This window comes from Chromobacterium sp., assembly GCF_041912965.1.
Classification (GTDB): domain Bacteria; phylum Pseudomonadota; class Gammaproteobacteria; order Burkholderiales; family Chromobacteriaceae; genus Chromobacterium; species Chromobacterium aquaticum.
On record NZ_JAYSGF010000047.1, the window covers coordinates 1 to 25355 of the forward strand.

Here is a 25355-nt window from a genome sequence, read left to right on the forward strand (position 1 = left end):
CCGGTGTTCCTGATGCCGACGCGCAACCACTACGGCATCATCGGCCCGATTCCGAAATCCGAATTCCAGCTCGACAACATCAAGAAGAAAATCCAGGCCAACCCCTTCGCCCGCGAAGCTCTGGCCAAGAACCCGCAAGCCAAGCCACGCATCCTGACGCTGACCCAATCCACTTACGACGGCATTATCTACAACGTGGAGGATATCAAGCATCTGCTGGACGGCGAGGTCGATACCCTGCACTTCGACGAGGCCTGGCTGCCGCACGCCGGCTTCCATGATTTCTACGGCGACTTCCACGCCATCGGCGAAGGCCGGCCGCGCTGCAAGGACAGCCTGATCTTCTCTACCCAGTCCACCCACAAGCTGCTGGCCGGCATCAGCCAGGCCTCGCAAATCCTGGTGCAGGACCCGGAGCAACGGCAGCTGGACACCGCCTGGTTCAACGAGGCCTATCTGATGCACACCTCCACCAGCCCGCAGTACTCCATCATCGCCAGCTGCGATGTGGCGGCGGCGATGATGGAGCAGCCGGGCGGACAAGCGCTGGTGGAGGAGTCGCTGGTCGAGGCGCTGGACTTCCGCCGCGCCATGCGCAAGGTCGATGAGGAATACGGCCGCGACTGGTGGTTCAGCGTCTGGGGGCCGGACGATCTGTCCGACGACGGCATCTGCGACCCGGCCGAGTGGCAGCTGCGCCCGGACGAGCGCTGGCACGGCTTCGCCGGCATCGAGGATGGCTTCAATATGCTGGACCCGATCAAGGCCACGGTGCTGACCCCGGGCCTGGACGTGGACGGCAGCTTCGAAGAGATGGGCATCCCGGCCGCCATCGTCACCAAGTATCTGACCGAGCACGGCGTGGTGGTGGAAAAAACCGGCTTGTACAGCTTCTTCATCATGTTCACCATCGGCATCACCAAGGGCCGCTGGAATACGCTGATCTCGCTGCTGCAGCAGTTCAAGGACGACTTCGACAAAAACCAGCCGATGTGGCGGGTGATGCCGGAGTTCATCGCCAAATACCCGCAATACGAGCGTGTCGGCCTGCGCGATCTGTGCCAGCGCGTCCACCTGCTTTACAGCAAGCACGACGTCGCACGCATCACCACCGAGATCTACCTGTCGGAAATGGAACCGGCGATGCGCCCCGCCGACGCCTTCGCCAAGATGGCCCACCGCGAGATCGAACGCGTGCCAGTGGAACAGCTGGAAGGCCGCGTCACCGCGGTGTTGTTGACGCCGTATCCGCCGGGTATTCCGCTACTGATTCCCGGGGAGCGCTTCAACCAGACCATAGTCGACTACCTGCGCTTCGCCCAGGACTTCAACCGCGAGCTGCCCGGCTTCGAAACAGATGTCCACGGGCTGGTAGCCAGCGACATCGACGGTCGCAAGGTCTATTGCGTCGATTGCGTGAAGTGAGCATCGTGCGCCCCGGCCCAGCGCCGGGGCGCATGCGTACACTTTCTGCACAATAATCCTTAACACTCCAGGCTGGCGCCGCCGCGGCGCCGTGCGATAATCGCCGCCATGATGTCATTGGACCGCCGCTACGCCCTGATCGCCTGGCTATTGCTCAGCCTGGCGGGTTGCCTATGGTTGGGCTGGCGCCAATTTGGCGCTTTGGAACAGCGCTTTCGGCAAGAGTCCTTCATTACCTTGCGCCTGCTGAGCCAGAAGGCGTCGCAACACGACGCGGTGCTGGCCACGCTGGCCGCCTCCGAACAAAGCCATTTGCCAACGGACATGCTCAAGCGCCTGCAAACGGCGATGCCGCAGCTGAGCGCCATCGGCTATTGGCGGCAACAACAATGGCACGGCGATCCCAGCGGCCTGCGCCCGCCGCTGGCCTTGCTGTGGCAGGCTCAACAGCAGCGCCAGACCATACTCGGTTTCGACGCGGCGCAGCGCTACTGGCTGCAAAGCCCCGATGGCTGGGCGCTGCTGATCGATCCTCAACGCATGCTGGCCAAGGCCGAATTGCCGGAGCCGCTGGAGAACATCTCGCTGCAACTGCGCGGCCACCGCATCGAATTGCTGCAACGCAAGGTCGGCGCCGCCGCCAATGACTGGGATTTGAGCCTGGAGCGCAAACTGCCCAGCGTCAGCCAGCCTTTCCGCCTGTCCAGCCGTACCGCCTTGAGTTGGGACAGCCTCCCTTGGCTGGAGATCCTACTGTGGAACGCGCTGCTCGCCGCCATCGCCGTCGGCTTGTACGCCTGGCACCGCCAGCGCGCATCGCAACAGCGCCAACAGCAGCAGGACCGGCTGGCGGCCCAGGCCCGACTCAATACCCTGAACGAAATGATGGCCGGCCTCGCTCAGGAACTGAACCCGCCATTGACCGCCATCATCGCCAACACCCGCCAACTGGAGCGCGCGCTGGACGAACCGTCACAGCGTGGCGCCGTGCGCGACACCCTGCTCGCCACCGGCGCGCAAGCGCGCCGCGCCGCGGCGCTGATCAGCCGGCTCAGCCGCCTGCTGGCCCATCCCAAAGCGACGGAAACCACGCCGCTGGATCCCGACGCGCTGGTGAACTCATTGCTGTTTCTGCGTCAGGCCGAGTTGGCGGATCAGAACATCACGCTGGAATGGCACAATCTGAGCCCGGAAGAGTGGCCGCGCGCCGAGCGTACCGCGCTGGAGCAGATCCTGCACAATCTGGTGCAGAACGCCTGTGACGCGCTGGAGGAGCAAGGCGGCCGCATCGTGATCAGCGGTGAAAGCGACGGACACAACTACCGCTTCAAAGTCGTGGACAACGGACCCGGCATTGACGAAGCCATTCTGCCCAAGATTTTCCTGCCCTTCTTCACCACCCGCGCGCGCGGCATGGGATTGGGGCTGCCGCTATGCGAAACCCTGGCCCGTGCTCAAGGCGGCATGCTCCACGTGCAAAACGCCGCCAACGGCGGCGTCATCGCGCAACTGATATTGCCCTGGGCTAAACGCGACGCGTGACGCGGCGCGCTTCAGTCCTTGCTCGCCAACGCCAAGCGCAGTGCCAGGCCGCCGAACACCGTGGCCAGCAAATACTGCGGCAAGCGGCTTTGACCCAGTTTGTCGCCAAGCGCACGGCCGAAACGGCTGGCCGCCAGGATGATGGCGCCATTGATCAGCAGACCGATCGCATTCAGCAAGGTTGCCAGCACCATGATCTGCAAGGCCACCGGCCCAGCCGCCGGATGCACGAACTGCGGGAACAGCGCCAGCACGAAGAGCGCCATCTTGGGATTGAGCAAATTGGTGAGCAGCCCCTGGGCCATGATGCGCGGCATGGACTGCGGCGCGGCGGCGCCCGGTGCGGCCAACACGCTGCGGCTGCGCAAGGTGGTCCAGGCCAGATAGAACAGATAAGCGGCGCCGGCCAGTCGCACCGCGTCGTAGGCCAGCGGCGCCAACACGAATAATTGCGCCAGTCCAAAGGCCGCTGCCAACGCGTGACAGTAAGTGCCCAACTGAATGCCAGCCAGCGTGGCGAAACCGGCCTGGCGTCCCTGACTGGCGCTGCGGCTGGCGATCAACAACATATCCGGCCCCGGCGTTGCCGCCAGCGCAACGCAGGCGAGGCTGAACAATAATAGCGTGGACAAATCAGGCATGACAGACATTCCGGGCGAATACAAAGCGATATGATACAAGCCGGCCCGGCGGAATCAAAGCTCACTCCAATGCCGCGCCGCGCTCCTGCAACAAGGCCCGCAACACCGAGCGGTGACAGCGCGCCTCGTCCTGACAGTAACACCCCATGGAAAAGTGACTGCCGTGCGACAGCGCCGCCAGCAAGTCCAATTCACGGCTTTGCTCCGGCGCCTTCATCTCCGCGCGATACGCCCGCTCGAACGCCTGCCATTCTGCTGCGCTCCGCGCCGCTTGCGCCAGCTTCACCAGCTCCGCGCTAGGCGCCAGATTGGGAAACCAGACATCGTACCAGTCACCGCTGGCGAACTCGCTCTTGGGCACGCCGCGCGGCGGCCGCCGAACCGTGCCGATGCGCGTGCCCTCCTGCGGGTGGCGCGGACTACCCAATTGCACGATGCGTATCGTCATAACGCGTTCTCCGGATCGACGTCGGCTGATCGCCGCGCCGCAACAACATTGTCATCGACAACCAAGCTTGAGTAGACTAAACCCCATAGCCTCGATCAGGACAGTCTCATGCAGCATTATCCACTTTATCTGTTGATGGCCGCGGCCACCGTGCTCAGCCCCGGACCCGGCGTCTTGATGACCCTGACCAATTCGCTGCGCTTCGGCTTGCGCGGCACGCTGGGCGGCATCCTGGGCACCGCCTGCGGCTCCTTCATCGTCGCCGGCGTGTCGGCCACCAGCCTAGGGTTGCTGCTGGCCGCGTCGGCGCTGGCCTTCACCGTGATGAAATGGATAGGCGCGGCCTATTTGTTCTATCTGGGCATCAAGCTGCTGCGCGCGCCGGCCTTCCGCTTCGACGAAATACAAACCCAGCCGCGCGGCTTTGCCCGGCGTTTCGGGGAAGGCATGGCGGTACAGCTGACCAACCCAAAGTCCATCTTTTTCTTCCTGTCCATCTTCCCGCAATTCATCGACACCCAGGGCGCCTATGCGCCGCAATTCTTGCTGCTGGTCGGCTCCTTCAGCGCTCTGATCATTCTGATTCATACCGTGTACGCGCTGACCGCACAACGCGCGCGCCGCTGGCTGGCCAGCGAACGCGGCGGCAAACTGCTCAACAAGGCCGGCGGCATGACCTTCCTGCTGTTCGGCGCCCTACTCGCCAACTCCAACAAGTGAAGCGGCCTCCCATGCAACTGCAACTGGAATCTCCGCTGCAACACGATGTGCTGGCCTTGATCCGCCAGTTGGACGCTTATCAGGCGGCGCTGTATCCAGCGGAAAGCAACCACCTGATGGACCCGGCGGCGCTGGAACAGCCCCATGTGCGCTTCATCGTCGCCCGCGATGAGAACCGCGTGGCCACAGGCTGTGCCGCGCTGGTGCTACATGAGGATTACGGCGAGATCAAGCGCATGTTCGTGGCGCCGTCCCAGCGCGGCAAGGGCCTGGCCCAGGCGCTGCTGGCGCGCCTGGAGCAAGAAGCGCAGGCCGCCGGTCTCTCCGCGCTGAAACTGGAAACCGGCATATCCCAGCCGGAGGCGATCGGCCTGTACCAGCGTGGCGGCTTCAGCCTGTGCTCGCCATTCGGCGCCTACCTGCCCGACCCGCTCAGCCTGTTCATGAGCAAGGCTTGTCCGGCCTCCAAATCGTAAGAACCTGTTTACGATCTAGCGAGCTAAGGCGAGACAAGGCCTTGCGGCGGAGAAAGCGGAATGTACGCGTGGTACATGAGCATTTCGAAGCGGCACTCACCGAGTGACGTCCCACGACGCGCAGCAGATCGTGAACAGGTTCTAAGGGCTACCAGCCGTTTTCCAATACCAGATGGCCCGGCGCGCTCTGCCGGCTCATCCGATAACCCATCTTCATCAGCTGTCTATGGGTATCTTCCACCATGGCCGGATTGCCGCAGATCATGAAACGCGAGTTTTCCGGCGACATCGCCAGCCCCGCCGCCCGCTCCAAACCTCCATTGGCCAGCAAGGCCGGGATGCGTTCGTTCAACACGCCTTCCGGCGCGTCGCGCGTGACGATGGGTAAGTATTGCAGCTTGTGGCCGTGCTCGTCCCACAAGGGATGTTCGCTCAACTCGGCGATGAAATCCTGATAACTGAGCTCGCCGGCGTGCCGCACACAGTGCGCCAGCACGATGCGGTCAAAGCGTTGCCACTGAGCGGGGTCTTGCAGAATCGACAGATAGGGAGCCAAGCCGGTGCCGGTGGCCAACAGCCACAAATCCTTGCCCGGCGGCAGCCGGTCCGCCAGGAAGAAGCCCATCGCTTTCTTGTCCAGCATGACCTCGTCGCCCGGCTGCAAGCGCGCCAGTCTCGAACTGAACTGCCCGTCCGGCACCACGATGGAATAAAACTCCAGATACTCGTCGGTAACTGCTGAGCACATCGAATAGGCGCGCCATACTTGGCCGCCTTGCTCGCCCAGCGGCAGACCCAGCCGCGCGAACTGCCCTGGCTCGAAGCGGTAAGCATCGGGCCGTTGCAAACGGAAGCTGAGCAGATTGTCCGCCCAGCGCCGCAGCCACAGAATGGGTTGAACCGTGTATTTTTCTTCGATCGCCGTATCCATCACTCGCCTATACCCAAGTAAATTACTCAAGTATTGTGCGCCAGATCGCGGCAGCCTTCAAGCCCGCCGCCGCCAGCGGCTCAGCCATAAGCCGCCAGCCATTCCTGATGCAGCGTCGCCACCAGCTGCGCCGCCGGCAATTCCCGGCCAGCGGCCACGTTCTCGCCGGCCCACAAGGACAGGAAGTCGCGCAGCCCAGCCTTGGCCGCCGCCGCGCGCAAAGGCCCGGTCAGCGCGTTCATCACCGGGTAGGCCGGCACCAGTTCCTCCCGCTCGGCCATCAACTCCATATAACGATTGTTCAGACCGCGCGCGTGGCGGCCGGAAAACGCGCGGCTCAGCCGGGTGCTGCCGGGTGCGGCCTTGGCCAGCTCGCTTTTCCACTGCGTCGAGATACCGGATTCCGGGCAGCGCAGAAACGCGGTGCCCAACTGGCAGGCCTGGGCGCCATGACGCATCGCGGCGGCCATGTCGCGCCCGTTCATGATGCCGCCGGCGGCGATCACCGGCAGCGGCTGGTTCTGCGCCAGTTCATAGGCCAGCGACAGCATGGGCCGCAAGCTATCCTGCGGTCGGCCGATGAAGGTGCCGCGATGGCCGCCCGCCTCTCGCCCCTGCGCGCAGATCGCGTCTGCGCCCAACTCGGCCCAGGCCAGCCCTTCCGCCATATTGGTGGCGGTGCCGATCACGTCTATCTTGGCCTGCTTCAACAGCTTGAGCTGATTGCGGTTAAGAATGCCGAAAGTGAAGCTGGCCACCGCCGGCTTGGCCTCCAACAGGGCTTCGAACTGGCGGGCGAACGGCTCGCAGAAACGTTCCGGCACCTGCGGCGTCGGCAGCCCGAGTTCCTGATGCAAGGGTGCCAGCCATTCCAAGGCTTGCTGCAAGACCTGTGGGCTGGGCACCGGATCATCCTGCACGAACAGATTGATGCCGAACGGCTTGTCGGTCAGCTTTCGCACCTCGGCGGCCTCGCTGAGCAAGCGCTCGGGCGGCAGCATCGCCGCCGCCAGAAAGCCCAGAGCGCCGGCCTGGCTGACCGCGGCCACCAATGCCGGACTGGTTGCGCCGCCCGCCATCGGCGCCTGGATTAAAGGAGTTTGCAACTGCCAGCGGCGACACAAAGCGGAAGCCATATATTTCCTCGATTACGCCCACGTGGGCGTCGGTTGAAAGACAACGCTGTCAGATTCAGTCCGCCAGAGCCTGCTCCAGATCGGCCAGGATATCGTCGATATCCTCTATGCCTATCGACAGCCTCACCCCGCCTTCGCGAATGCCCAACCGGGCTTTCTGCTCCGGCGGCATGCCGCCGTGCGACATGGTGTAGCTGTGGTTGATCAGGGATTCGACCCCTCCCAGCGACTCCGCCAGCGCGAACAATTGCAGTCGCTCTGCCAGCCGGCTGGCCGCCGCGCGGCTGTCATCCTTCAGCCAGATACTGACGATGCCGCCGAAGCGACGCATCTGCCGCCGGGCCAACTCATGGCCCGGATGCTGCGGCAAGCCCGGAAAGAACACCCGTTCAACCTTGGGATGCGTCTGCAAATAACGCGCCACGCGCTCGGCGTTGTCGCAATGGCGATCCATGCGCAGGTGCAGGGTCTTGATGCCGCGCAGCGTCAGGAAGCAATCCTGCGGCCCCGGCACCGCGCCGGCCGCGTTCTGGATGAATTTGATCTCGCGGTGCAGTGCTTCATCCTTGACCGCCACCAGGCCCAGCAACACGTCGGAATGCCCTGCCAGGTATTTGGTGGCGGAATGCACGACGACGTCGGCGCCCAGATCCAGCGGGTTCTGCAGATAAGGCGTGGCGAAGGTGCTGTCCACCGCCACCCGCGCGCCATGCGCATGGGCGATTTCAGCCAACGCGGCGATATCCACCATGCCCAGCAAGGGATTGGTCGGCGACTCCAGCCACAGCAGCTTGGTCTGCGCGCTGATCAGCGCCGTCAGATTGCGGCTGTCGCTCAAATCCGCGAAGCTAACCTTAATACCCGCCGGCTCCATCACCTTGCTCAACAAGCGATAAGCGCCGCCATAAAGATCCGCCACCGCGATCACCTCGTCCCCGGGCTTCAGGCAGGCGCGCAGCACCGCGTCGATGGCCGCCATGCCGCTGGCGAAGGCCAGGCCGTGGCTGGCGTTTTCCAGGCTGGCCAGGCAGGCTTCCAGCGCCGCGCGGGTGGGATTACCGGTTCGCGCGTAGACGAAGGGCATGGACTCGCCGACCTGGCCGTATTCGAACACCGAAGTCTGGTACACCGGCGGCATCACCGCCTTGCCGTGCTCGGCGTTGTCGTAGCCGGCATGAATGGATCTGGTTGCAAATTTCACGACTTTTCCTCAAAAAATCATCAGCTTGATTTCGTTGTCCGACAAACCGACCGCAATCCGCCTCTCAGCGCGACCCAGCCATGACTCTTTCATCATTATTCGGCAACTTCAAGGAAGTCGCCGCTAAAACGGTGGCTACTCCATTGATCTTGACTAAGTTTTTACTGGCTTTAGCTTTACATCCACGCGCTTTAGGACTATTTTGCAGCGTTTCGCATTCAAACAATTGTACGAATGAAGCTAGAACGCGTATTTGACATCCTGACCCGCCAACTCGAACGCCACCCGCGAACCGATTGCCTCGCCGCCAAGGCCGGCAAGGAATGGCGCAGGCTGTCGACAGAGGAAGTCGCGGACAGCGTCAACCGCTTCAGCCTGGGTCTGCTGGAATTGGGCATCGCCAGCGGCGACAAGGTCGCCATTGCCGCCGACAATTCCATAGAATGGGTGCTGGCCGATCTGGCGCTGCAACAAGTCGGCGCCATCAGCGTGCCGCTTTACCCTACCATGACCCTCGATGATGCACGCTATATCCTGTCTCATGCCGAGGTCAAGCTTGCCTTCGTAGGCAATGCCGCATTGCAACGCAAATTGCATGAGGCGCTAGGTAAATTCAGTTGCCCGATCTACGCCCTGGGCCAGATCGACGGCTGCCCGTCCTGGACAGAAATCCCCGCGCAGGCCAAGCCGGAACGACAAGCCGAACTGGAACGCCGCCGTGACGCGATCCAACCGGACGATGTCTATACCATCATCTACACCTCCGGCACCACCGGACGCTCCAAAGGCGTGATGCTGTCGCACCGCAATGTGCTCAGCACCGTGATCGCCACCGCTGAATTCACTCGTCTGCCGCACGGCGAATGCCGTGCGCTGAGCTTTTTGCCGCTATCGCACATCTTCGAGCGCGCTGGCGTGTTCTACTATATGTACAGCAGCGCCGGCGTGTATTTCTCCAGCGTGGAATGCCTGTCCGCCGCGCTCTCCGACATCAAGCCGCATACCTTCAGCGCCGTGCCGCGCGTACTGGAGAAAGTGCACGACAAGCTGGTGGGCAAGGCCCGCGAATTCAGCGGCTTCAAACGCCGTCTTTATTTGTGGGCGGTGGAGCGCGCCGAGCGCTTCGACCCCAATGCCCGCCGCTCGCCGTTGGAAGCCGCCAAGCACGCTCTGGCCGACAAGCTGGTCTACCGCAAATGGCGCGCCGCGATGGGCGGCGAACTCAAATGGATCAATGTAGGCTCCGCCGCGCTGCAACCACGATTGGCTCGCCTGTTCTGGGCCTGCGGCGTATCGGTGGCGGAAGGCTACGGCATGACCGAATCCGCGCCGGTGATTTCCGCCAACCCGTTCAACGCCAGGGACACCCGCATCGGCAGCGTGGGCCTGCCGCTGCCCGGGGTTGAACTACGCTTGGCCGACGATGGCGAAATCCTGGTGCGCGGCGACAATGTGATGCTCGGCTATTACAAGGAGCCGGAACTCACCACCGAAGTCTTGAAGGACGGCTGGCTGCACACCGGCGACATCGGTGTGCTGGAGCATGGCTACCTGCGCATCACCGACCGCAAGAAAGAAATGTTCAAGACCAGCAACGGCAAATACATCGCGCCGCAAGCGCTGGAGAACAAGCTGAAGGAATCCGCCTTTATCGACCAGATCATGGTGGTGGGCGACGGCCAGAAATACGCGGCGGCGCTGATCGTCCCGCTGTACGAGAAGCTAAAGGAATGGTGCGCCGAGCATGGCATCGCCTACACCACCGACAGCGAGATGAGCTGCCATCCCAAGATCGTCGAGCTGATAGACCGCGAGATCAAGCGATTCAACCGCTACTTCGGCAACTGGGAGCACATCAAGAAATTCGCGCTGATCGACAAGCCCTGGTGCGTCGATGCCGGTGAATTGGCGCCCACGCTGAAGCTGCGCCGCAAGGTGATCGCCGAGCGCTGCCGGGCGATGATAGAAAACCTGTACGCGCCGGCCTGAGCTCGCGCTCCAGAAACGACACAGCCCCGCATCGCGGGGCTTTTGCTTTTCAACGCTTGTGCGCCAGTTCCAGGCGTTGCTCCACATAGCGCTGCACCCGCTCGAAGCTGGCGCTCAGCACCCAGTAGATGGCCGCCGCCGCCAGATAGAGCGGCAGGGGCTGGAAGGTCTGGGCGATCACTTCCTTGGTTGCCAGCATCAATTCGGTCACGGTAATCACCGAGACCAGCGAGGTGTCCTTGATCAGACTGATCAAGGAGTTGGACAGACTCGGCACCGCCAGTCGCAAAGCCTGAGGCGCGATGATGTGGCGCATGGTCTGCCACCAGCTCAAGCCCAGCGACAAGCCGGCGTCCCATTGGCCACGATGCACGCCGGCAATGCCGCCGCGCAGGCTCTCCGACAAATAGGCGGCCACGTTCAGTGTCAGCGCCAGAATGCCCGCCGTCACCGGCCCCAGTTCGATGCCGGCTCCGGGCAGGCCATAATAGATGACGAAAATCTGCACCAATAAAGGGGTACCACGCATCGCGCTGACATAGAAGGCCGCCAATTGCGCCAGCAGCGGCACCTGCGCCACCCGCAGCAAGGCCACGAGGAAGCCCAGCGCCAGGCCCAGCACCATGGCCACCACCGCGAACAGCAGTGTCAGCCCCGCGCCTTGCAGCAGCACCGGCAGCGCCGACTCCAGCAGCTCAATCCAGTCAGTCATTCATGTTTTCCCTAAAAAACCGACGCCCCCGCACAAGCAGGGGCGTCTTACTTCATAAATTCTAATACGAATTACTTATTATTTCTTCGCTGCCGTCGGCGCTTTCGACACGTCGATGCCGAACCACTTGACCGAGATCTTCTTGAAACTGCCGTCAGCCTTCATATCGGTCAACGCCTTATCCAGCGCCGCCTTGAACTGTGGATTATTCTTGGCGAACGGGATAGCCATCGTCGCCACCTCGCCCACCGGCGCTCCGGCCTTCAAGGGCAGCTTGGCCTGCTTGATGGCGAAGGGGATCAGCAAGCTGTCGTTCAGCGCCGCGTCCACGCGACCGCTGGCCAGGTCCTGCAGGTATTCCGGCGCGCCGGGATAGGTCTTCACCTCGATGCCGGGCACCGCCTTGGCCATATCGGCGTAATTGCTGCCCTGGCCCACGCCCAGCTTCTTGCCTTTCAGGTCCGCCAGGCTCTTGAAAGCGCGGCTCTCGTTCTTGCGCACGATCAGTTGCGCACTTGAGTAGGTATAAGCCTGGGAGAAGTCGAACACGTCCTTGCGCTTGTCGGTCACGCCCACCTGGTTGACAACGATGTCAAACTTGCCGGCTTGCAAACCCGCCAGCAAGCCGCTCCATTCCGCAGTGGTGAATTCCGGCTTCACCTTCAGACGCTTGGCGATTTCACTGGCGATCTCGACATCGAAACCGGTCAGCTGCTGCTTGGCATCCTTGAAGTTAAACGGCGGATACGTGCCTTCCAAAGCGATTTTCAGACTGCCGCGCTGCTTGACCGTGTCCAGCAAGTCAGCCGCAAATACCTGGCCAGTCAGGCCAGCCATCACCAGAACCGTCATCAGCTTGCGCATATCAATATAACCTTTAGGAATTTTGGATTTGCAATAAACAAAAATCCAGAATATCATTGCTCGCAGCCACTGACAAGTTCCTAATAGAACAAAGGCCGCCATAGCGGCCCCATCCTATATCACGTCTCAGTTGCTTGTTGCAGCCTACGCCGCGAAGAATCAAGCACATTGCGACCCGCGCCTATCAATACCGCCAAGGCAAACCCCAACAAGCCAGCCAACACCACCACTAGCGCACGCCTAGGTCCGGATTTTTCCAAGGGTGGGCTGGCCGGCAACACCACTTGCACTTCTTGCGATACCAGCGCCTTGCTCACCAAGGCCTGCTTTTGCAGTTCTTCCAACGCCGCTTGATAGAAGAAAAAATTCCGCATCATCGCTAGCTGCTGCGAAGAAATCGATTTGGCCCGCGGATTCGCTCGCTCCAGTTCCGCGCGCAACTGCAGTAAAGACGATTGCAGCGGACTATTGCCCTCCATCTGCTGCGTATTCATTTGCACTTCAAGCCTGGCAAACCCGTCAACGATCCGCGCCAACTCACTGTTCAGCAAAGCCTCTCCGCCTCCTTGCTGCTTTAGCTGACGCTGTGCCACTGCTAGCTGCTGCTGCGTTGCCTTGATCTTTTCTTGCAGCACCAGGTACTTTTTGCTTTGCTCCGTGACGTGCAAACCCAAAATCTTCTGCCTGGCCTGCTCCACCAGATAATTTGCAAGCTTGGCGGCGAATACCGCATCCGAATCACTAACGGATACTTCGAGCAAGCCATCCTTGCCCGCATTCACTTTCAGATTGTCCAATAGGCTCAACTTGGTCTTGTCGGCGGCGCTCAGTTCATAATGCTTGGCCAATTCAAAATCAGCAACGGCGCGGTCCAGCAACGAACTATCTTTCAAAACACTAGCTCCGCCCTGAGGCCCCAACGGCATCGGCACTAATAGCAAGGAAGTCGCCGTATAACGAGGAGGCATATTCATCACAATGACAACTGCGGATACTGCCGCGAGTACGGGCAGCATCACCATCAAACGCCACTGTTTTCTACAGAACAAAATAATATCGACCAAGCTGATCTCATCAGAAACTTCACGCTGCTGTTCCAACTGTCATTTTCCTTTTGCCGACTTTTGTCTATGAATGGTGCGCTAGCTCTACTCATTTTACTTACAAAAAAAAGGCATGTGTCAGTAGCACATGCCTTTTTATTCAGTTAATTATGATTACACATTAAATAAGAAGTTCATCACATCACCATCCTGCACCACGTACTCCTTGCCTTCGGCGCGCATCTTGCCGGCCTCCTTGGCCTTGGCCTCGCCGCCCAGCGCGATGAAGTCGGCATAAGCGATGGTCTGCGCGCGGATGAAGCCTCGCTCGAAGTCAGTGTGGATCACGCCGGCCGCCTGCGGCGCGGTGTCGCCGATATGAATCGTCCAGGCACGCACTTCCTTCACGCCAGCGGTGAAATAGGTCTGCAGGCCCAGCAGTTTGTAGCCGGCGCGGATCAGGCGGTCCAGACCCGGCTCTTCCAGGCCCAGCGTTTCCAGGAACTCGGCCTTGTCGGCATCATCCAGTTCCGCGATTTCGGATTCGATCGCCGCGCACAAGGCCACCACCGGCGCGCCTTCCTTGTCGGCCAACTGCTGCACCCGCTCCAGCAAGGGATTGTTGCTGAAACCGTCTTCGGCCACATTGGCCACATACATCGCCGGCTTGATCGTCAGCAGGCACAGCGGCTTGATCAACGCATGTTCTTCCGGGCTCAGCTCCAGCGAACGCGCCGGCAGCCCCTGATCCAGATGCGGCACCAGCTTTTCCAGCACCGCGATCAAGGCACGCGCGTCCTTGTCGCCGGACTTGGCGCGCTTGCCTTCGCGCGTCATCGCCTTTTCCACCGCGGACAGATCGGCCAGCGCCAGTTCGGTGCCTATGGTCTCGATGTCGGCGATAGGATCCACCTTGCCCGCGACGTGAACGATATTCTCATCTTCGAAACAGCGCACCACGTTGACGATGGCGTCGGTCTCGCGGATGTTGGCCAGGAACTGGTTGCCCAGGCCCTCGCCCTTGGAGGCGCCCGCCACTAGCCCGGCAATGTCGACGAACTCAACGATGGCCGGCTGAACGCGTTGCGGATTGATGATCTTGGCCAATTCGGCCAAGCGCTGATCCGGCACTTCCACGATGCCGACATTGGGCTCGATGGTGCAGAACGGATAGTTGGCGGCTTCGATGCCGGCCTTGGTCAGCGCATTGAACAGGGTGGACTTGCCCACATTGGGCAGGCCGACGATACCGCATTTCAGACTCATGTCCGCATTCCTTCGAAATTCTTGAAAAATCTTATCTGCCGCAGCATAGCGGCAAGCCGGCGATTTGCCCAGCGGCTTACTTGGCCGCGGTGTGCAATTCCTTCATCGCCGCCGCCATTTTGCCGCCGATGGCCGCTGGCAATTGCAGCAAAGCCTGCGCGATCGCCTCGTCCAGCGCCTGCTGCTCCTCGGCGCGCGGCTTCTTCAACACGAAATTGGCGACTTCATTGCGATCACCCGGATGACCTATGCCCAGGCGCAAACGCCAGAACGCCGGCGAACTCAAGCGCGCGGCGATGTCCTTCAAACCATTGTGGCCGCCATGGCCGCCACCTTGCTTGAAGCGGGCCGCGCCGGGGGGCAAATCCAGTTCGTCGTGCACGACGAGGATCTGGTCCGGCAGAATCTTGTAAAAATGCGCCAGCGCCAACACCGCTTGCCCGGACAGGTTCATATAGGTCATGGGCTTGAGCAGCCAGACGTCCTGGCCATCGATATCCACGCGGGCGATGTCGCCATGGAACTTGGTTTCCGTGCGCCAATTGCCCTTATAGCGCCAGCACAGCTCATCCACCAGCCAGAAGCCGGCGTTGTGACGGGTTCTATCGTATTCGGCGCCGGGGTTGCCCAGGCCGACTATCAGGCGAATACCGGACATATTCTCTGTTCCAAATAAAAAAGCTCGTTGCGGGCCGACGGCTAGCAACGAGCTTTTCAACCGTTACCGTCAGACGGCACGGCAGCTAGATTACACGCGAGCGAAGTCGATGTGCATCACTTGCTGTTTGTACGGGTGCATTTGGAACGTAGCCACTTTAACTTGTTCTTTCTGGCCGTCGATCACCAGATCCAGAACGGAAGTGTGGAACGCTTCATTCTTCAGCGCGTAGTACATGGTGTTGTGGTCCAGAACGATGGATACGGCTTCTTTGGAAGCGCCGTAAACAACGGCCGGAACCTGGCCGGCGTGACGCAGGCGGCGGCTCGCACTCGTACCCGACTCTTCACGCTTGCTGGCGGTATATTCAAAAGACATGGCAAAACTCCAGTTTCAGATTAAAAGCACCCGGCCCGCCGCGACCAGCGGGCCCGATGTTTACGGCAGGCAGGCGCCCGCCGCAACCAGTTCCTCATTGAAGAGGTAAGACACCGATTCTTCGTTGTTGATCCGGCGCAGCGTCTCGGCCAGCAGGCCGGCGATGGAGGCGACCCGGATGTTCGGGCAGGCTTTGGCCTCGGCGGTCAACGGGATGGTGTCGGTCACCACCACCATATCGATGTCGGAATTCTTGATGCGATCGATCGCCTGACCGGAGAAGATCGGGTGAGTCGCATAGGCCAGCACGCGCTGGGCGCCGCGCTCCTTCAGAGCGCTGGCCGCCTTGCACAGGGTGTTGGCGGTGTCGATCATGTCGTCGACGATCAAGCAGGTACGGCCGGACACATCGCCGATGATATTCATCACCTCGGCCACATTGGCCTTGGGACGACGCTTGTCGATGATGGCCAGGTCGGTGTTCAAGGCCTTGGCCATCGCGCGGGCTCGCACCACGCCGCCCACGTCCGGGCTGACCACGATCAGATCTTCAATACGCTGAGAGCGGATATCCTTCAACAGCACCGGCGTCGCGTAGACGTTGTCCACCGGAATATCGAAGAAACCCTGGATCTGGTCGGCATGCAGATCGACGGTGAGCACGCGATCGATGCCAGCGCTGGTCAGCATATTGGCCACCAGCTTGGCGGAGATCGGCACCCGGGCGGAGCGCGGACGGCGATCCTGGCGCGCATAGCCGAAGTACGGAATCGCCGCGGTAATACGACCGGCCGAAGCGCGTTTCAACGCGTCGGCCATAGTCAGGATTTCCATCAGATTGTCATTGGTCGGCGCACAGGTCGATTGCAGAATGAAGACGTCGCGTCCGCGGACGTTTTCCAGCAGCTCCACCGCCACTTCGCCGTCGCTGAACTTGCCGACATCGGCGCGTCCCAACGAGATATCCAGATGTTTGACTACGTTTTGGGCCAGTTCCGGGTTCGCGGTCCCGGTGAATACCATCAAACTGTCGTATGCCGCCATGATTCGTGTGCCTTAGCTAGATAAAGAAAAAGCGTGTAAGGGATTCTTACACGCTTTTTTCATGCTCTCTCTTATTGAGAGAAAGTCTTGGCTGGGGAGGTAGGGATCGAACCTACGAATGCCGGAATCAAAATCCGGTGCCTTACCACTTGGCGACTCCCCAGTAACCTTTATTCAGCGCTGTCGACTAAGGGATGGACATCGAGTCCTTTTGCTAAAAACCCCTTATATTTTATCGACACCGCCTGATAAACTTTATCGGCTTCGTCTTTTGACTGGCACTCCAGAAACACACAGGAACCGGAACCAGTCATCAGCGGCGAACCATATTTTCTTAATTCGGTCAGCACTTCATTCACCGCTGGGTACATATTCGAAACAACGTTTTGCAGATCGTTTCGTCGTCGCTGCGTTGTTTCGAGGATTCGCATTATGCCGACGACCCCTACCTCTGTCAACACCTCCTGCGAGAAATTTTGAAATATTTTGCTGGTAGGCACATGCACCTGAGGGTGAATTACCACATACCATGCCGGCTTCAATTTGATTTCATTCAGTTTTTCCCCCACACCGGTGGCCAGCGCGCTGCGGCCAAAAATAAACACCGGCACGTCCGCGCCCAGCTTCAAGCCGAGTTCCTGCAGTTCCGCCCGTGGCAGATTCAGCCGCCACATACGGTTCAAGGCCAGCAAAACGGTGGCGGCGTCGGAGCTTCCTCCCCCCAAACCACCGCCCATCGGTATCTTTTTCTCCAGGCGAATGCTCACACCCAGCCCACAAGCCGCATGCTGCTGCAACAGCCGCGCGGCGCGCACGGTCAGATCCTGCTCTGGATCCACGCCGGAGATCGGCGTTTCCAGCACAACGTCACCATCGTCGCGCAAGGCCAGCGACACCGTGTCGTTCAGGTCGATGAAACGGAACACTGTCTCCAGCAGATGGTAGCCATCCGCGCGCTTGCCCACGATGTGCAGCAATAGATTGAGTTTGGCCGGAGCCGGGAAGGTTTGAAATACAGCGGAAGTCATCGACACGACACCAAGATAGAAATCACAAGAACAGCATGGCCAGCAGTTAGTACATCAACGCCAATCGCGGGTCACCACCCGGACGGTCAGACCGTCGCGGACCAGATCCACGCGCTTGGGATAGCGTTCGCCGGACTCGGCGTCACGCACAAAGCGGATGCGCCAGCCTTGCTGCAACAATTCGCCATCGGGGCGGACCTCGCTGGCCTCGCCCGGCACCGGCATGCCGCGCACCCACCAGGCCAGACCAGCCAAGGGCAGCGGCCAACCCAGGGTTTTCTCGGTCAGGCTTTCCACATCGGGCGCCTGCCAGGCCTTGCCGTCGGAACGCAAGGTGACGCCATCGGCGTCGCGCACCACTTCGGCCACGGTATTGCCCAACGGTGAATTGATCGCCAACTGGTCTCGCTCCGGCTGATGCTGCCAATCAAAGTTGGCGACATGCCCCTTGCCGTCCAGGTTCACCGATAGCCGTCCGCTCACCGTGAACGGCTGATCAGCGGAGCGGGTCACCGAGGGCATGAACACCGCTTCGCGCGTCGCGCACCCCGTCGCCAGCAACGACAGGAGCAAAACCAGGCCTTGCCACCTCATCGCCGCGCTCCGAGCCGGCGCATGGTTTCGCGCAGCACATCATGCTCCGGGTTTTCCGCCAGCGCCTTGTCCCATATCGCCTGCGCCTCGTCTTTCTTGCCCAGCTTCCATAACACCTCACCGAGATGCGCGGCCAGCTCGGGGTCGGGCAAGAGCGCGTAGGCCTTCTGCAGCGTTTTCAGCGCGGCCTCGAGCCGGCCCAGCTTGTATTGCGCCCAACCCAGGCTGTCTAGGATGATGGGATTGTCCGGCTCGCTCTTCAGCGCTTTTTCTATATAGCCAAGCGCCTCCTGATGGCGGCCGGTGCGGTTGGTCAGCGTATAACCCAGCGCATTCAAGGCTTGGGCGTCGCCCGGCTTTTCCTTCAACACCAGCTTGAGGTCGCGCTCGGCATTGCCGATATTGCCCAGGTTGTCGGACACCAGCGCCCGCTCATACAACAGCTCCGGTGCCTTGGGCATGCGCTGCAGCGCCTTGCTCAATAATTCGTAGGCCTTGCCGTATTGCTTGGCCTCGCGCGCCAGCTGTGATTGCAGCAAGGCCAGGGTGATTTTTTCCTGATCATTGCCGCCCAAGGGCGCCAGCCGCGCCAGGGCCAGCTCCAGCTTGCCGTCGCCTGCCTCCATCACCGCCAGCCGGCCTTGAGCCGGCAGGAATTGCGGACCAGCGCCCACCATCTCATACCAGCCCTTGGCGGCGGCGTCCTGGCGCTCCTCCGCGATCTGTCCCAGGGTATAGCGGATGAAATTGGCCTCGGGATGGCCGGTGGCCAGCGCCTGGCGCAAATACTTGTCCGCGGCGGGCAGATCGCGCATCTGGTAGGCCATCAGGCCGGAGGCGTAAAGCAGGTCTGGATTGTCCGGATAGGCCGGCAGCAGTTGGTCGAAAGCCTGCCGCGCCTCGCCGAAGCGCTTGGCGCCCACCAGCAGCCGCGGATAGGCCAGCTTCAGTTCCAGACCGGCGTTGGGCCGCCGCGCCAGTTCGCGCCGCAGGAACTCGATGGCCTGGTCCGGCTGCTCGCGCCGCAGGCGGTCCACCTGCCACGCCACCGGCAAATCCCAGGCCGGCGCGATCTGCGCGAGGCGATCGAACTCGCGGTTCATCGTGGCCTGATCGCCGGCCTCGGCGGCCACGGCCAGTAGCGCGAAGCGCGCCTCGGCCAGGTCCGGATAGCGGCCGGCGAACTGCTGGACCAGCTCATAGGCCGCCTGTTTGTCGCTCTGACGCGACGTCAACCGTGCCAGTTGCACGAAGATGGCGGGAGCCCGTTCCGGTTCTTTCTGCAGCAGCGCTTCGATCAGCGGCTTGCTTTCCGCCAGCTTGCCGGCGCGCAGCAGGGTGATGAACAGCTGCTCGCGCGCGGGCACCGAGTCCGGCGCCAGCTCCATCCACAAAGTCAGCGCTTCCGAGGTTTCCTTCAGCAAACCGGCGAACATGGAGAACTCGGCCGCGCGCTGCGCCAGCCGCGGGTCGCGCGTCTGACGCGCCAGTTCCAGATAGGTCACCGCGGAAGCGCCCACCGAACCGCGCTGGGCGGCGATTTCTCCGGCCACCACGCCATAGAGGATTTCGGGCGTCAGCTCCGCCTTGGGCAGCAGGGCATCGTCCTCTTTAGCCGCGGCGGCGGCCTCGTCGCCCGCCGGCTTGCCGGTATCGACGGAGCGCGCCGCGCCGGGATGCTTGAAATTGGCGCACGCCGACAGCAGCAAGACCATCAACAAGGGAAGTGTTTTTTTCAGCCGTTGCATTCGCATGGAGTCAGAGACCTGCTTATAAACCTGTTGAATGCGTAGAATAGCATGACCTGTTTTTATCTTCGCGCCCATTCTACCCATGCCAGAACTGCCAGAAGTCGAAACCACCCGCCGCGGGATTCTGCCCCATTTGTTGAACGCCGAGCTTGGCGGCGCCGTGGTCCGCCACGCCGGCCTGCGCTGGCCGGTACCGCCAGAACTGCACGCCACCCTGCGCGGCCTGACGATACGTTCGGTCGATCGCCGCGCCAAATACCTGCTGCTGGGCACCGATGCCGGCACCCTGATCATCCATCTGGGCATGTCCGGCAGCCTGCGTTTCCTGCCGGCCGACACCCCGCCGGAAAAACATGATCACATCGATCTGCTGCTGGGGCCCAATGTGCTGCGTTACCGCGATCCGCGCCGTTTCGGCGCGGTGCTGTGGCATGTCGGCGCCATCGAGCACCACCCCTTGCTGCAGGCACTGGGGCCGGAACCGCTGTCCGACGGTTTTGACGGCGACACCCTGATCCGGGCAGCTCAACGCCGCGGCAGCGCGGTCAAGCTGATGCTGATGGACAATCATGTGGTGGTGGGCGTCGGCAATATCTACGCCAACGAGGCGCTGTTTCACGCCGGCATCCATCCCGCCCGCGCCGCCAACGCGGTGCGCGACGGCGAATACCGCCGGCTGGCCGAAGAAATCCGCACAGTGCTGACCCGCGCTATCGAGGCCGGCGGCAGCACGCTGCGTGATTTCGTGCATAGCGACGGCAAACCCGGCTACTTCCAGCAAACCTATATGGTTTACGGCCGCCAGGATGAACCATGCCGGCAATGCGGCACGCCGATCCGGCATTTACGCCAGGGCCAGCGCAGCTCCTACTATTGCCCACTATGCCAGCCATGCTAGAGTTACGGCCTCAACCTTAGCGCACCGAGCCTCAACGTATCTTGAAGTCAATCGCCACCACCTCCCTGCTCACCCGGATCGGGCGCGTCGCGCGCCTGTTCGGCCATCTGGCCGTCGGCGTTTTCATCCTGGTTACGCGCTATTCCCGGCTGGCCCACGCCGAACGCGCCGTCGTCACCCGGCGCTGGGCCGCTCACGCGCTGAAGATCCTGGGCATCAGCGTGCGGATCAACGGCGTCAACCCCGGCTTCTACCCGCCCAATACCCTGCTGGTGGCCAACCACATCTCCTGGCTGGACATCTTCGTGCTCAATAGCTGCACGGTGTCCCGCTTCGTCGCCAAGCGCGAACTCCGCTCCTGGCCGGTGCTGGGCTGGCTGGCGCATCTGGGCGGCACCTTGTTCATCGACCGCAGCAAGCGCAAGGACGCCAGCCGCGTTTACAAGGCGCTGGCCCACGCGATGGAAAACGGCGCCTGCATGGCGGTGTTTCCAGAGTCCACCACCTCGGACGGTCTCGATCTGCTGCCGTTCAAGGCTTCCTTGTTCGAAGCCGCGCTGTTGTCGCGCGGCACCGTTCAGCCGGTGGGCCTGCGCTATTACGGCGCAGACGGCGAACAGACGCTGGAACCGGCCTTCATCGGTGACCTGACCTTTCTGCAAAGCGTGCGCAAGGTGCTGGCGATGCCGGCTATGGAAGTCGAGGTCAGCTACGGCCAGCCGCTGAAGGCTTGGGAACACGGGCTGGATACCCGCTTCGCGCTGGCGCAGCAAGCACAGCAGGAAGTGGCGCGCGCGCTGCGGCTAAGCCCGCCTCCGGCCGCGGAAGCGGCTCAGGAACCGGCTCAGCAACACTGAGCACCTGCGACGAAGCTTCCCCAATGCAAAAGCCCCCGTTCCGGGGGCTTTTCTTCATCCATCGCCGCCACGCTCACAGGCTCAGCCGCGTCATCAGATTATCGAATAAATCATCGGCCAGCTTGGCATAGCCTTGCTGCGAGAAATGCACCAGGTCCGGCCGCGCCAGCTGCTGCGCCTGCCAGCGTTTCATGCTGCAGGGCCCGCCCATCGCCTGCTCCCAATCCCAGTACAGCATATGGCTGTCGCGCGCGACTTTCTGCTGAATGCGCTTGACCGCCGCCAATTGCAGCGGGCGTCCCGGCGAACACTCCTTGCTGACCGCGCCGCGCTTACGCGCCGCGTCCTGCGCGCCCAGCATCAGAATGGCCGCCTGCGGCAGATCACGGCGTATGGTGTTGATCGCCGCCTGCAGATTGAGCTGATACTCGATCAGGTCGAGGCGATCGTCGAACGCCTCATTGACGCCGTAAGCCAGGATCACCAGATCGCTATTGCGTTCCGCCAGCTGCGCGCTCCAGTTCTTGCCCCAGCGTTGCCAGATCGACAGCTGCGCGCCGTTGCTGCCTATGCTGTCCAGCACCACGCCGGGCGCCAGCCGCTCCAGCTCAATGCCGCCCAGTTCCGCCGCCGGCAACGCGCCGGCGCGCACCACGAAGGGGAAGTACAGCTTCTGCTCCACCGTCTGCCAGCCCTTGCCCGCCTCCGGCGGGTTCAGCTTGCGGCTGCCGTGGCCGTCGTCCACTTCCAGCGCGCCGGCGCCGTCTTGCGCCGCGCGGACGCGGAAGCGCACTCGCCACAAACCGTCCAGCGGATTGCGCGGCAACACGCTGATGGTGGCGCCCGGCCGCTGCGCCTGGGCGATATAGCCACCTAGTGGGAAGTCCGGATCGCCGTCCTTGCGGCTGTTGATCAACGTCCAGCCCTCGCTGCGCTCTATCACCAGCGCATGGCGTTGACCCGGCACCGCCATCGGCGGCGTCCAGCCGGCGCCGGCATCGCCGAACTTGGCCTGGAAACGCTCGCGCAGCGTGCCGGTCAGGTAATCGGCGGCGGTATGCGAATCCCCCAGCTGGGTAATGCGCACCGGCTGAACCGCTGTGGAAATCCCCTTCAGTCGCGACGCCAGCCGCGCCAGATTGACCTCGCCGAAATCCTGCACCGGGGCGGCCCAAACCGCCGCAGACACCAACAGGCCAGCCAAGGCGACGCTGAGTCTCAACTTCATTCAAACCTCAATTCTGCCAATACCCGCCGTGCCAGCAAGACCTGGCCCTGACGGGTGAAATGGATGCCATCGGCGGTTCTGACCGCCACCTCGCCCAGCTCGGGCAAGGTCATGAACTTGACGAAAGCATCGTCCTCGCTGCCCAAGGCCTCGCGCGTGGACAAATAACGCTGACCTGCGCTCTCCACTTCCTCGCGGAAGATGCCGTTTATGTAATGCACGCCGCGATTGAGCTTGTCCTTGCCCATATTCGGCGCGCCCAACCACAACAATTGCGTCTTATGCGCCTTGGCCGAGGCCAGGATGGCGCGGATGCGCTCGCGATAACGCTGCTCCCACTCCTCGGAGGCGAAACGGATGTAACGGCTGCCGCCCACCATGTCCCAAGTATCGTTGGCGCCCAAGAAGACCACCACCAGACCGATGTCAGGATTGGCCGCCAATTGTCGCTCTATCGTGTCCGGCCAATTGAAAAAGTCCGGATAAGTCAGGCCGGTGCTCTGCTTGCTGACGTCCAGCGCCTTGATCTGGTGCAGCTTGAACAGCGGCCGCAGCAAATGTGGCGCCACGCCCTGCATCATGGAATCTCCGGCCAGCAACACTTTCTGCCCCGGCCGCAGCCATAATCGGCTGTCCTTGGCCGCGGCCTGCGGCGGAGCGGACACCGCTGGCGGCTGGGTTTTGACCCCGGCCGGCAAGACCGGTTCGCTTGCCGTGGACGGAGCCTTGCTGCCGGCCTGCGCTTGCGGCGCCAGCACGGGCGGCGGCGCCGGGCGCAGGCAGCAGGCGTTGAAGTAGGCGATCATATCGTCGTCCCAGCGGTCCAGCCGCGCGAGCAGTCCACGGCTGTGATCGCGGAAAGCGCGCCCCAGATCCGCACCGACGCGCCAGACACTCAGATCGGACAAGACTTCCAGTTGGCTGGGGCGGTGAAAAGTCTGCCGCCAGTAGGCGTTGATGGACGATTGCTCAATCCAGCACAGCAACAGCATACTGCTGCCGAGTATGGCCAGGGCTTGGCGAATGGCGGAACGGGCGATCATGTGACGCAGGCCTCAATGCGGTAAGACTGACGATAAGACGGTGAAATTGCGCGGCGATTCCGCCGCGCGCGCTTAAAACTGGTAATAAATGAAACCCGGAATCCCCGGCGGCGACACCACGATGATCAGCAAGGCGCAGCCGGCCAACAAACTGGGCTTGCCCCACCACGGCAGACGGGCCAGTTGGGCGATGCCGTGCTCCCGCGCTGCGCTCAGATAAGGCAGGCCGATAAAGGCGGCGGCGGTCAGCGCCAGGAAGCCGGGCGCGTTCAACGTCAGTTCCTGGCCGGTGCCGGCCATGGCTTCCAGGAAGCTCCAGCCATCCTCCAGCGAGGCCGCGCGGAAAAACACCCAGGCCAGGCACACATAATGAAAGGTCAGCAGCCGCGCCAGCCAGGCCCAGCGCCGCGTCAGCGCTTCCTTGCCCAGCAGCCGGTCGCCCAGGTTCAAGCCCACCACGCCCAGGCCGTGCATGCCGCCCCACACCAGATACTTCAGGCTGGCGCCGTGCCACAGGCCGGACAGCAGCATCGCGGCCAGCAAATTGAGCTGGGCACGGGCGAAGCCCAGCCGGTTGCCGCCCAGCGGAATGTAGATGTAATCGCGAATCCAGCTGGACAGCGACATATGCCAGCGCCGCCAGAAATCGCGCAGATTATGCGCTAGGTAGGGCGCGTCGAAATTGCGCGGCAACTGGATGCCCAATAGCAGCGCCAGCGCGGTAACCAGATCGGTATAGCCGGAAAAATCCAGATAGATCTGGAAGGCGTAGGCATAGAACGCGGCCCAGACCTCAAGTGGGTGATAAGTTTCCGGCGCGCTGAACACCGGGTCCACCCAGGCGCTGGCCAGCCAGCCGGCCAGCCACAGCTTCTTGGCCAAGGCCAGCACGACCAAGCCCAACGCGCGGTCCAAATGCAGGATGTGGCGGCGCGCGCCGCTGCGCAGCTGCTCCAGCAGGCCGCTGGCGCGGCAGATCGGCCCGGCCAGCAAGGTGGGAAAGAAGGCCAGGAACAAGCCCAGCTCCCGGACCCGGGCGAAACGGACTTCGCCACGGTACAGGGACACCAGATAGCTGACCGACTGGAAGGTATAGAAAGAGATGCCCACCGGCATCAGGAAATCCACCGCCGGCAGTACCGCGGCGATGCCCAGCGCGTGCAAGCCCGCTTGCGCGCTTTCGCGGAAGAAGTCGAAGTATTTGAACACCGCCAGATTGCCCACCGCCATCAGCAGGCCCACGCGCAGCCAGCGTTTGGGGCGAATGGAATCCAGCATGCGCGCCGACACCACGGTCAGCAATACAGTGTAGATGGCGAGAATCAGCGCGAAGCGCCAGTCCAGCTTGGCGTAAAAGGCGTAACTGGCAAGCAACAACAAACCGTTCTGCCAATCCGTGCGCTTGCGGCACAGCCAATACAGGGCGAAAAAGGCCAGGAATGCCAGCGCGAACTCAATGGAAAGATAACTCATACAAATAAA

Annotated in this window: 24 protein-coding genes, 1 tRNA gene and 1 pseudogene; 7 read left to right on the forward strand and 19 right to left on the reverse strand. The window is 62.0% G+C overall.

The annotated features are described in order from the left end of the window. Positions 1-1425, forward strand: a pseudogene (locus ACE3QM_RS19655) (lysine decarboxylase); the annotation flags it as partial. A 108-nt stretch (positions 1426-1533) separates the two neighbouring features. After that, a complete protein-coding gene (locus ACE3QM_RS19660; protein WP_374424241.1) occupies positions 1534-2967 on the forward strand; it encodes a sensor histidine kinase in 1434 nt (477 codons plus the stop codon). 11 nt (positions 2968-2978) lie between these two features. Here ACE3QM_RS19660 and ACE3QM_RS19665 read toward each other — a convergent pair whose 3' ends face one another. Further along, positions 2979-3608: a LysE family translocator gene (locus ACE3QM_RS19665; RefSeq protein WP_231461335.1), complete on the reverse strand. Its 630-nt coding sequence runs from the start codon at positions 3606-3608 to the stop codon at positions 2979-2981. Between the two features lie 61 nt (positions 3609-3669). After that, complete coding sequence (locus ACE3QM_RS19670) at positions 3670-4056, reverse strand: DUF488 domain-containing protein (protein ID WP_048409493.1); 387 nt, start codon at positions 4054-4056, stop codon at positions 3670-3672. A gap of 108 nt (positions 4057-4164) precedes the next feature. Between ACE3QM_RS19670 and ACE3QM_RS19675 the strand changes: the two genes are divergently transcribed. Continuing rightward, the gene (locus ACE3QM_RS19675) at positions 4165-4776 is read left to right on the forward strand and encodes a LysE family translocator (RefSeq protein WP_048409492.1); all 612 of its coding nucleotides are present in this window, start codon (positions 4165-4167) and stop codon (positions 4774-4776) included. Positions 4777-4787: 11 nt separating this feature from the next. Beyond that, the gene (locus ACE3QM_RS19680) at positions 4788-5252 is read left to right on the forward strand and encodes a GNAT family N-acetyltransferase (RefSeq protein WP_374424244.1); all 465 of its coding nucleotides are present in this window, start codon (positions 4788-4790) and stop codon (positions 5250-5252) included. 148 nt (positions 5253-5400) lie between these two features. Here ACE3QM_RS19680 and ACE3QM_RS19685 read toward each other — a convergent pair whose 3' ends face one another. The 3 genes from ACE3QM_RS19685 to ACE3QM_RS19695 form a co-directional block, all read right to left on the reverse strand. Next, positions 5401-6183 (reverse strand): ferredoxin--NADP reductase, encoded by a 783-nt coding sequence (locus tag ACE3QM_RS19685; protein ID WP_048409490.1) that lies wholly within the window; start codon positions 6181-6183, stop codon positions 5401-5403. An 80-nt stretch (positions 6184-6263) separates the two neighbouring features. Further along, positions 6264-7319: a nitronate monooxygenase family protein gene (locus ACE3QM_RS19690; RefSeq protein ID WP_048409489.1), complete on the reverse strand. Its 1056-nt coding sequence runs from the start codon at positions 7317-7319 to the stop codon at positions 6264-6266. Positions 7320-7374: 55 nt separating this feature from the next. After that, positions 7375-8520, reverse strand: coding sequence for a PLP-dependent aspartate aminotransferase family protein (locus ACE3QM_RS19695; protein ID WP_374424247.1), 1146 nt, complete (start codon positions 8518-8520; stop codon positions 7375-7377). A gap of 234 nt (positions 8521-8754) precedes the next feature. Here ACE3QM_RS19695 and ACE3QM_RS19700 point away from each other — a divergent pair, with 234 nt between their 5' ends. Next, positions 8755-10509: a long-chain fatty acid--CoA ligase gene (locus ACE3QM_RS19700; protein ID WP_048409487.1), complete on the forward strand. Its 1755-nt coding sequence runs from the start codon at positions 8755-8757 to the stop codon at positions 10507-10509. A gap of 49 nt (positions 10510-10558) precedes the next feature. On the opposite strand, the gene ACE3QM_RS19705 is transcribed toward ACE3QM_RS19700, so the two are convergent. From ACE3QM_RS19705 to ACE3QM_RS19755, 11 genes are all read right to left on the reverse strand, one after another. Continuing rightward, positions 10559-11221 (reverse strand): amino acid ABC transporter permease, encoded by a 663-nt coding sequence (locus ACE3QM_RS19705; protein WP_374424249.1) that lies wholly within the window; start codon positions 11219-11221, stop codon positions 10559-10561. A gap of 78 nt (positions 11222-11299) precedes the next feature. Then, positions 11300-12085, reverse strand: a complete 786-nt coding sequence (locus ACE3QM_RS19710; RefSeq protein WP_374424251.1) for a transporter substrate-binding domain-containing protein — start codon at positions 12083-12085, stop codon at positions 11300-11302. A gap of 119 nt (positions 12086-12204) precedes the next feature. Beyond that, on the reverse strand, positions 12205-13185 hold the full coding sequence (locus ACE3QM_RS19715) for a Wzz/FepE/Etk N-terminal domain-containing protein (RefSeq protein WP_374424253.1): 981 nt from the start codon (positions 13183-13185) through the stop codon (positions 12205-12207). A gap of 117 nt (positions 13186-13302) precedes the next feature. After that, the gene (ychF, locus tag ACE3QM_RS19720; RefSeq protein WP_374424255.1) at positions 13303-14394 is read right to left on the reverse strand and encodes a redox-regulated ATPase YchF; all 1092 of its coding nucleotides are present in this window, start codon (positions 14392-14394) and stop codon (positions 13303-13305) included. A 76-nt stretch (positions 14395-14470) separates the two neighbouring features. Continuing rightward, the gene (pth, locus tag ACE3QM_RS19725; RefSeq protein ID WP_231461325.1) at positions 14471-15052 is read right to left on the reverse strand and encodes an aminoacyl-tRNA hydrolase; all 582 of its coding nucleotides are present in this window, start codon (positions 15050-15052) and stop codon (positions 14471-14473) included. A 90-nt stretch (positions 15053-15142) separates the two neighbouring features. Further along, positions 15143-15430, reverse strand: a complete 288-nt coding sequence (gene rplY, locus ACE3QM_RS19730; RefSeq protein ID WP_374424258.1) for a 50S ribosomal protein L25 — start codon at positions 15428-15430, stop codon at positions 15143-15145. Between the two features lie 60 nt (positions 15431-15490). After that, positions 15491-16474, reverse strand: coding sequence for a ribose-phosphate pyrophosphokinase (locus tag ACE3QM_RS19735; protein ID WP_043589892.1), 984 nt, complete (start codon positions 16472-16474; stop codon positions 15491-15493). Between the two features lie 88 nt (positions 16475-16562). Continuing rightward, positions 16563-16637: transfer RNA gene (locus ACE3QM_RS19740), tRNA-Gln, on the reverse strand. Positions 16638-16644: 7 nt separating this feature from the next. Further along, positions 16645-17502 (reverse strand): 4-(cytidine 5'-diphospho)-2-C-methyl-D-erythritol kinase, encoded by an 858-nt coding sequence (gene ispE, locus ACE3QM_RS19745; protein ID WP_374424260.1) that lies wholly within the window; start codon positions 17500-17502, stop codon positions 16645-16647. A 54-nt stretch (positions 17503-17556) separates the two neighbouring features. Then, positions 17557-18096 carry a lipoprotein insertase outer membrane protein LolB gene (lolB, locus tag ACE3QM_RS19750; RefSeq protein ID WP_374424263.1) on the reverse strand — a complete coding sequence of 180 codons (540 nt, stop codon included), beginning with the start codon at positions 18094-18096 and terminating at the stop codon, positions 17557-17559. After that, entirely contained in the window at positions 18093-19850 is a 1758-nt protein-coding gene (locus ACE3QM_RS19755; RefSeq protein ID WP_374424265.1) for a tetratricopeptide repeat protein, read from the reverse strand. The genes lolB and ACE3QM_RS19755 overlap by 4 nt, the downstream gene beginning before the upstream one ends. A gap of 79 nt (positions 19851-19929) precedes the next feature. Here ACE3QM_RS19755 and mutM point away from each other — a divergent pair, with 79 nt between their 5' ends. Both mutM and ACE3QM_RS19765 read left to right on the forward strand, forming a co-directional pair. Beyond that, a complete protein-coding gene (gene mutM / locus ACE3QM_RS19760; RefSeq protein WP_374424267.1) occupies positions 19930-20745 on the forward strand; it encodes a bifunctional DNA-formamidopyrimidine glycosylase/DNA-(apurinic or apyrimidinic site) lyase in 816 nt (271 codons plus the stop codon). Positions 20746-20786: 41 nt separating this feature from the next. Further along, positions 20787-21602, forward strand: a complete 816-nt coding sequence (locus tag ACE3QM_RS19765; RefSeq protein ID WP_048409478.1) for a 1-acyl-sn-glycerol-3-phosphate acyltransferase — start codon at positions 20787-20789, stop codon at positions 21600-21602. A gap of 73 nt (positions 21603-21675) precedes the next feature. Here the strand turns inward: ACE3QM_RS19765 and ACE3QM_RS19770 are convergent, their stop codons facing one another. The 3 genes from ACE3QM_RS19770 to ACE3QM_RS19780 all read right to left on the reverse strand — a co-directional run bounded on the left by ACE3QM_RS19770 (position 21676) and on the right by ACE3QM_RS19780 (position 25346). Beyond that, entirely contained in the window at positions 21676-22830 is a 1155-nt protein-coding gene (locus ACE3QM_RS19770) for an SGNH/GDSL hydrolase family protein (RefSeq protein ID WP_053074345.1), read from the reverse strand. Further along, positions 22827-23873, reverse strand: coding sequence for a DUF459 domain-containing protein (locus ACE3QM_RS19775; protein WP_374424270.1), 1047 nt, complete (start codon positions 23871-23873; stop codon positions 22827-22829). Before ACE3QM_RS19775 ends, ACE3QM_RS19770 begins: the two co-directional genes overlap by 4 nt. A gap of 72 nt (positions 23874-23945) precedes the next feature. Further along, on the reverse strand, positions 23946-25346 hold the full coding sequence (locus ACE3QM_RS19780; protein ID WP_048409476.1) for an MBOAT family protein: 1401 nt from the start codon (positions 25344-25346) through the stop codon (positions 23946-23948). Positions 25347-25355: the final 9 nt, after the last annotated feature.

Bases quoted from the DNA above. Each gene is read 5' to 3' on its own strand.
- ACE3QM_RS19700 (WP_048409487.1), top strand. From the start codon at position 8,755: ATGAAGCTAGAACGCGTATTTGACATCCTGACCCGCCAACTCGAACGC.
- rplY (WP_374424258.1), bottom strand. From the start codon at position 15,430: ATGTCTTTTGAATATACCGCCAGCAAGCGTGAAGAGTCGGGTACGAGT.
- mutM (WP_374424267.1), top strand. From the start codon at position 19,930: ATGCCAGAACTGCCAGAAGTCGAAACCACCCGCCGCGGGATTCTGCCC.
- ACE3QM_RS19710 (WP_374424251.1), bottom strand. From the start codon at position 12,085: ATGCGCAAGCTGATGACGGTTCTGGTGATGGCTGGCCTGACTGGCCAG.
- ispE (WP_374424260.1), bottom strand. From the start codon at position 17,502: ATGACTTCCGCTGTATTTCAAACCTTCCCGGCTCCGGCCAAACTCAAT.
- ACE3QM_RS19685 (WP_048409490.1), bottom strand. From the start codon at position 6,183: ATGGATACGGCGATCGAAGAAAAATACACGGTTCAACCCATTCTGTGG.
- ACE3QM_RS19770 (WP_053074345.1), bottom strand. From the start codon at position 22,830: ATGAAGTTGAGACTCAGCGTCGCCTTGGCTGGCCTGTTGGTGTCTGCG.
- ACE3QM_RS19690 (WP_048409489.1), bottom strand. From the start codon at position 7,319: ATGGCTTCCGCTTTGTGTCGCCGCTGGCAGTTGCAAACTCCTTTAATC.
- ACE3QM_RS19705 (WP_374424249.1), bottom strand. From the start codon at position 11,221: ATGACTGACTGGATTGAGCTGCTGGAGTCGGCGCTGCCGGTGCTGCTG.
- ACE3QM_RS19680 (WP_374424244.1), top strand. From the start codon at position 4,788: ATGCAACTGCAACTGGAATCTCCGCTGCAACACGATGTGCTGGCCTTG.
- ACE3QM_RS19775 (WP_374424270.1), bottom strand. From the start codon at position 23,873: ATGATCGCCCGTTCCGCCATTCGCCAAGCCCTGGCCATACTCGGCAGC.
- ACE3QM_RS19670 (WP_048409493.1), bottom strand. From the start codon at position 4,056: ATGACGATACGCATCGTGCAATTGGGTAGTCCGCGCCACCCGCAGGAG.
- pth (WP_231461325.1), bottom strand. From the start codon at position 15,052: ATGTCCGGTATTCGCCTGATAGTCGGCCTGGGCAACCCCGGCGCCGAA.
- ACE3QM_RS19660 (WP_374424241.1), top strand. From the start codon at position 1,534: ATGATGTCATTGGACCGCCGCTACGCCCTGATCGCCTGGCTATTGCTC.
- ACE3QM_RS19735 (WP_043589892.1), bottom strand. From the start codon at position 16,474: ATGGCGGCATACGACAGTTTGATGGTATTCACCGGGACCGCGAACCCG.
- lolB (WP_374424263.1), bottom strand. From the start codon at position 18,096: ATGAGGTGGCAAGGCCTGGTTTTGCTCCTGTCGTTGCTGGCGACGGGG.
- ACE3QM_RS19780 (WP_048409476.1), bottom strand. From the start codon at position 25,346: ATGAGTTATCTTTCCATTGAGTTCGCGCTGGCATTCCTGGCCTTTTTC.
- ACE3QM_RS19665 (WP_231461335.1), bottom strand. From the start codon at position 3,608: ATGCCTGATTTGTCCACGCTATTATTGTTCAGCCTCGCCTGCGTTGCG.
- ACE3QM_RS19675 (WP_048409492.1), top strand. From the start codon at position 4,165: ATGCAGCATTATCCACTTTATCTGTTGATGGCCGCGGCCACCGTGCTC.
- ychF (WP_374424255.1), bottom strand. From the start codon at position 14,394: ATGAGTCTGAAATGCGGTATCGTCGGCCTGCCCAATGTGGGCAAGTCC.
- ACE3QM_RS19755 (WP_374424265.1), bottom strand. From the start codon at position 19,850: ATGCGAATGCAACGGCTGAAAAAAACACTTCCCTTGTTGATGGTCTTG.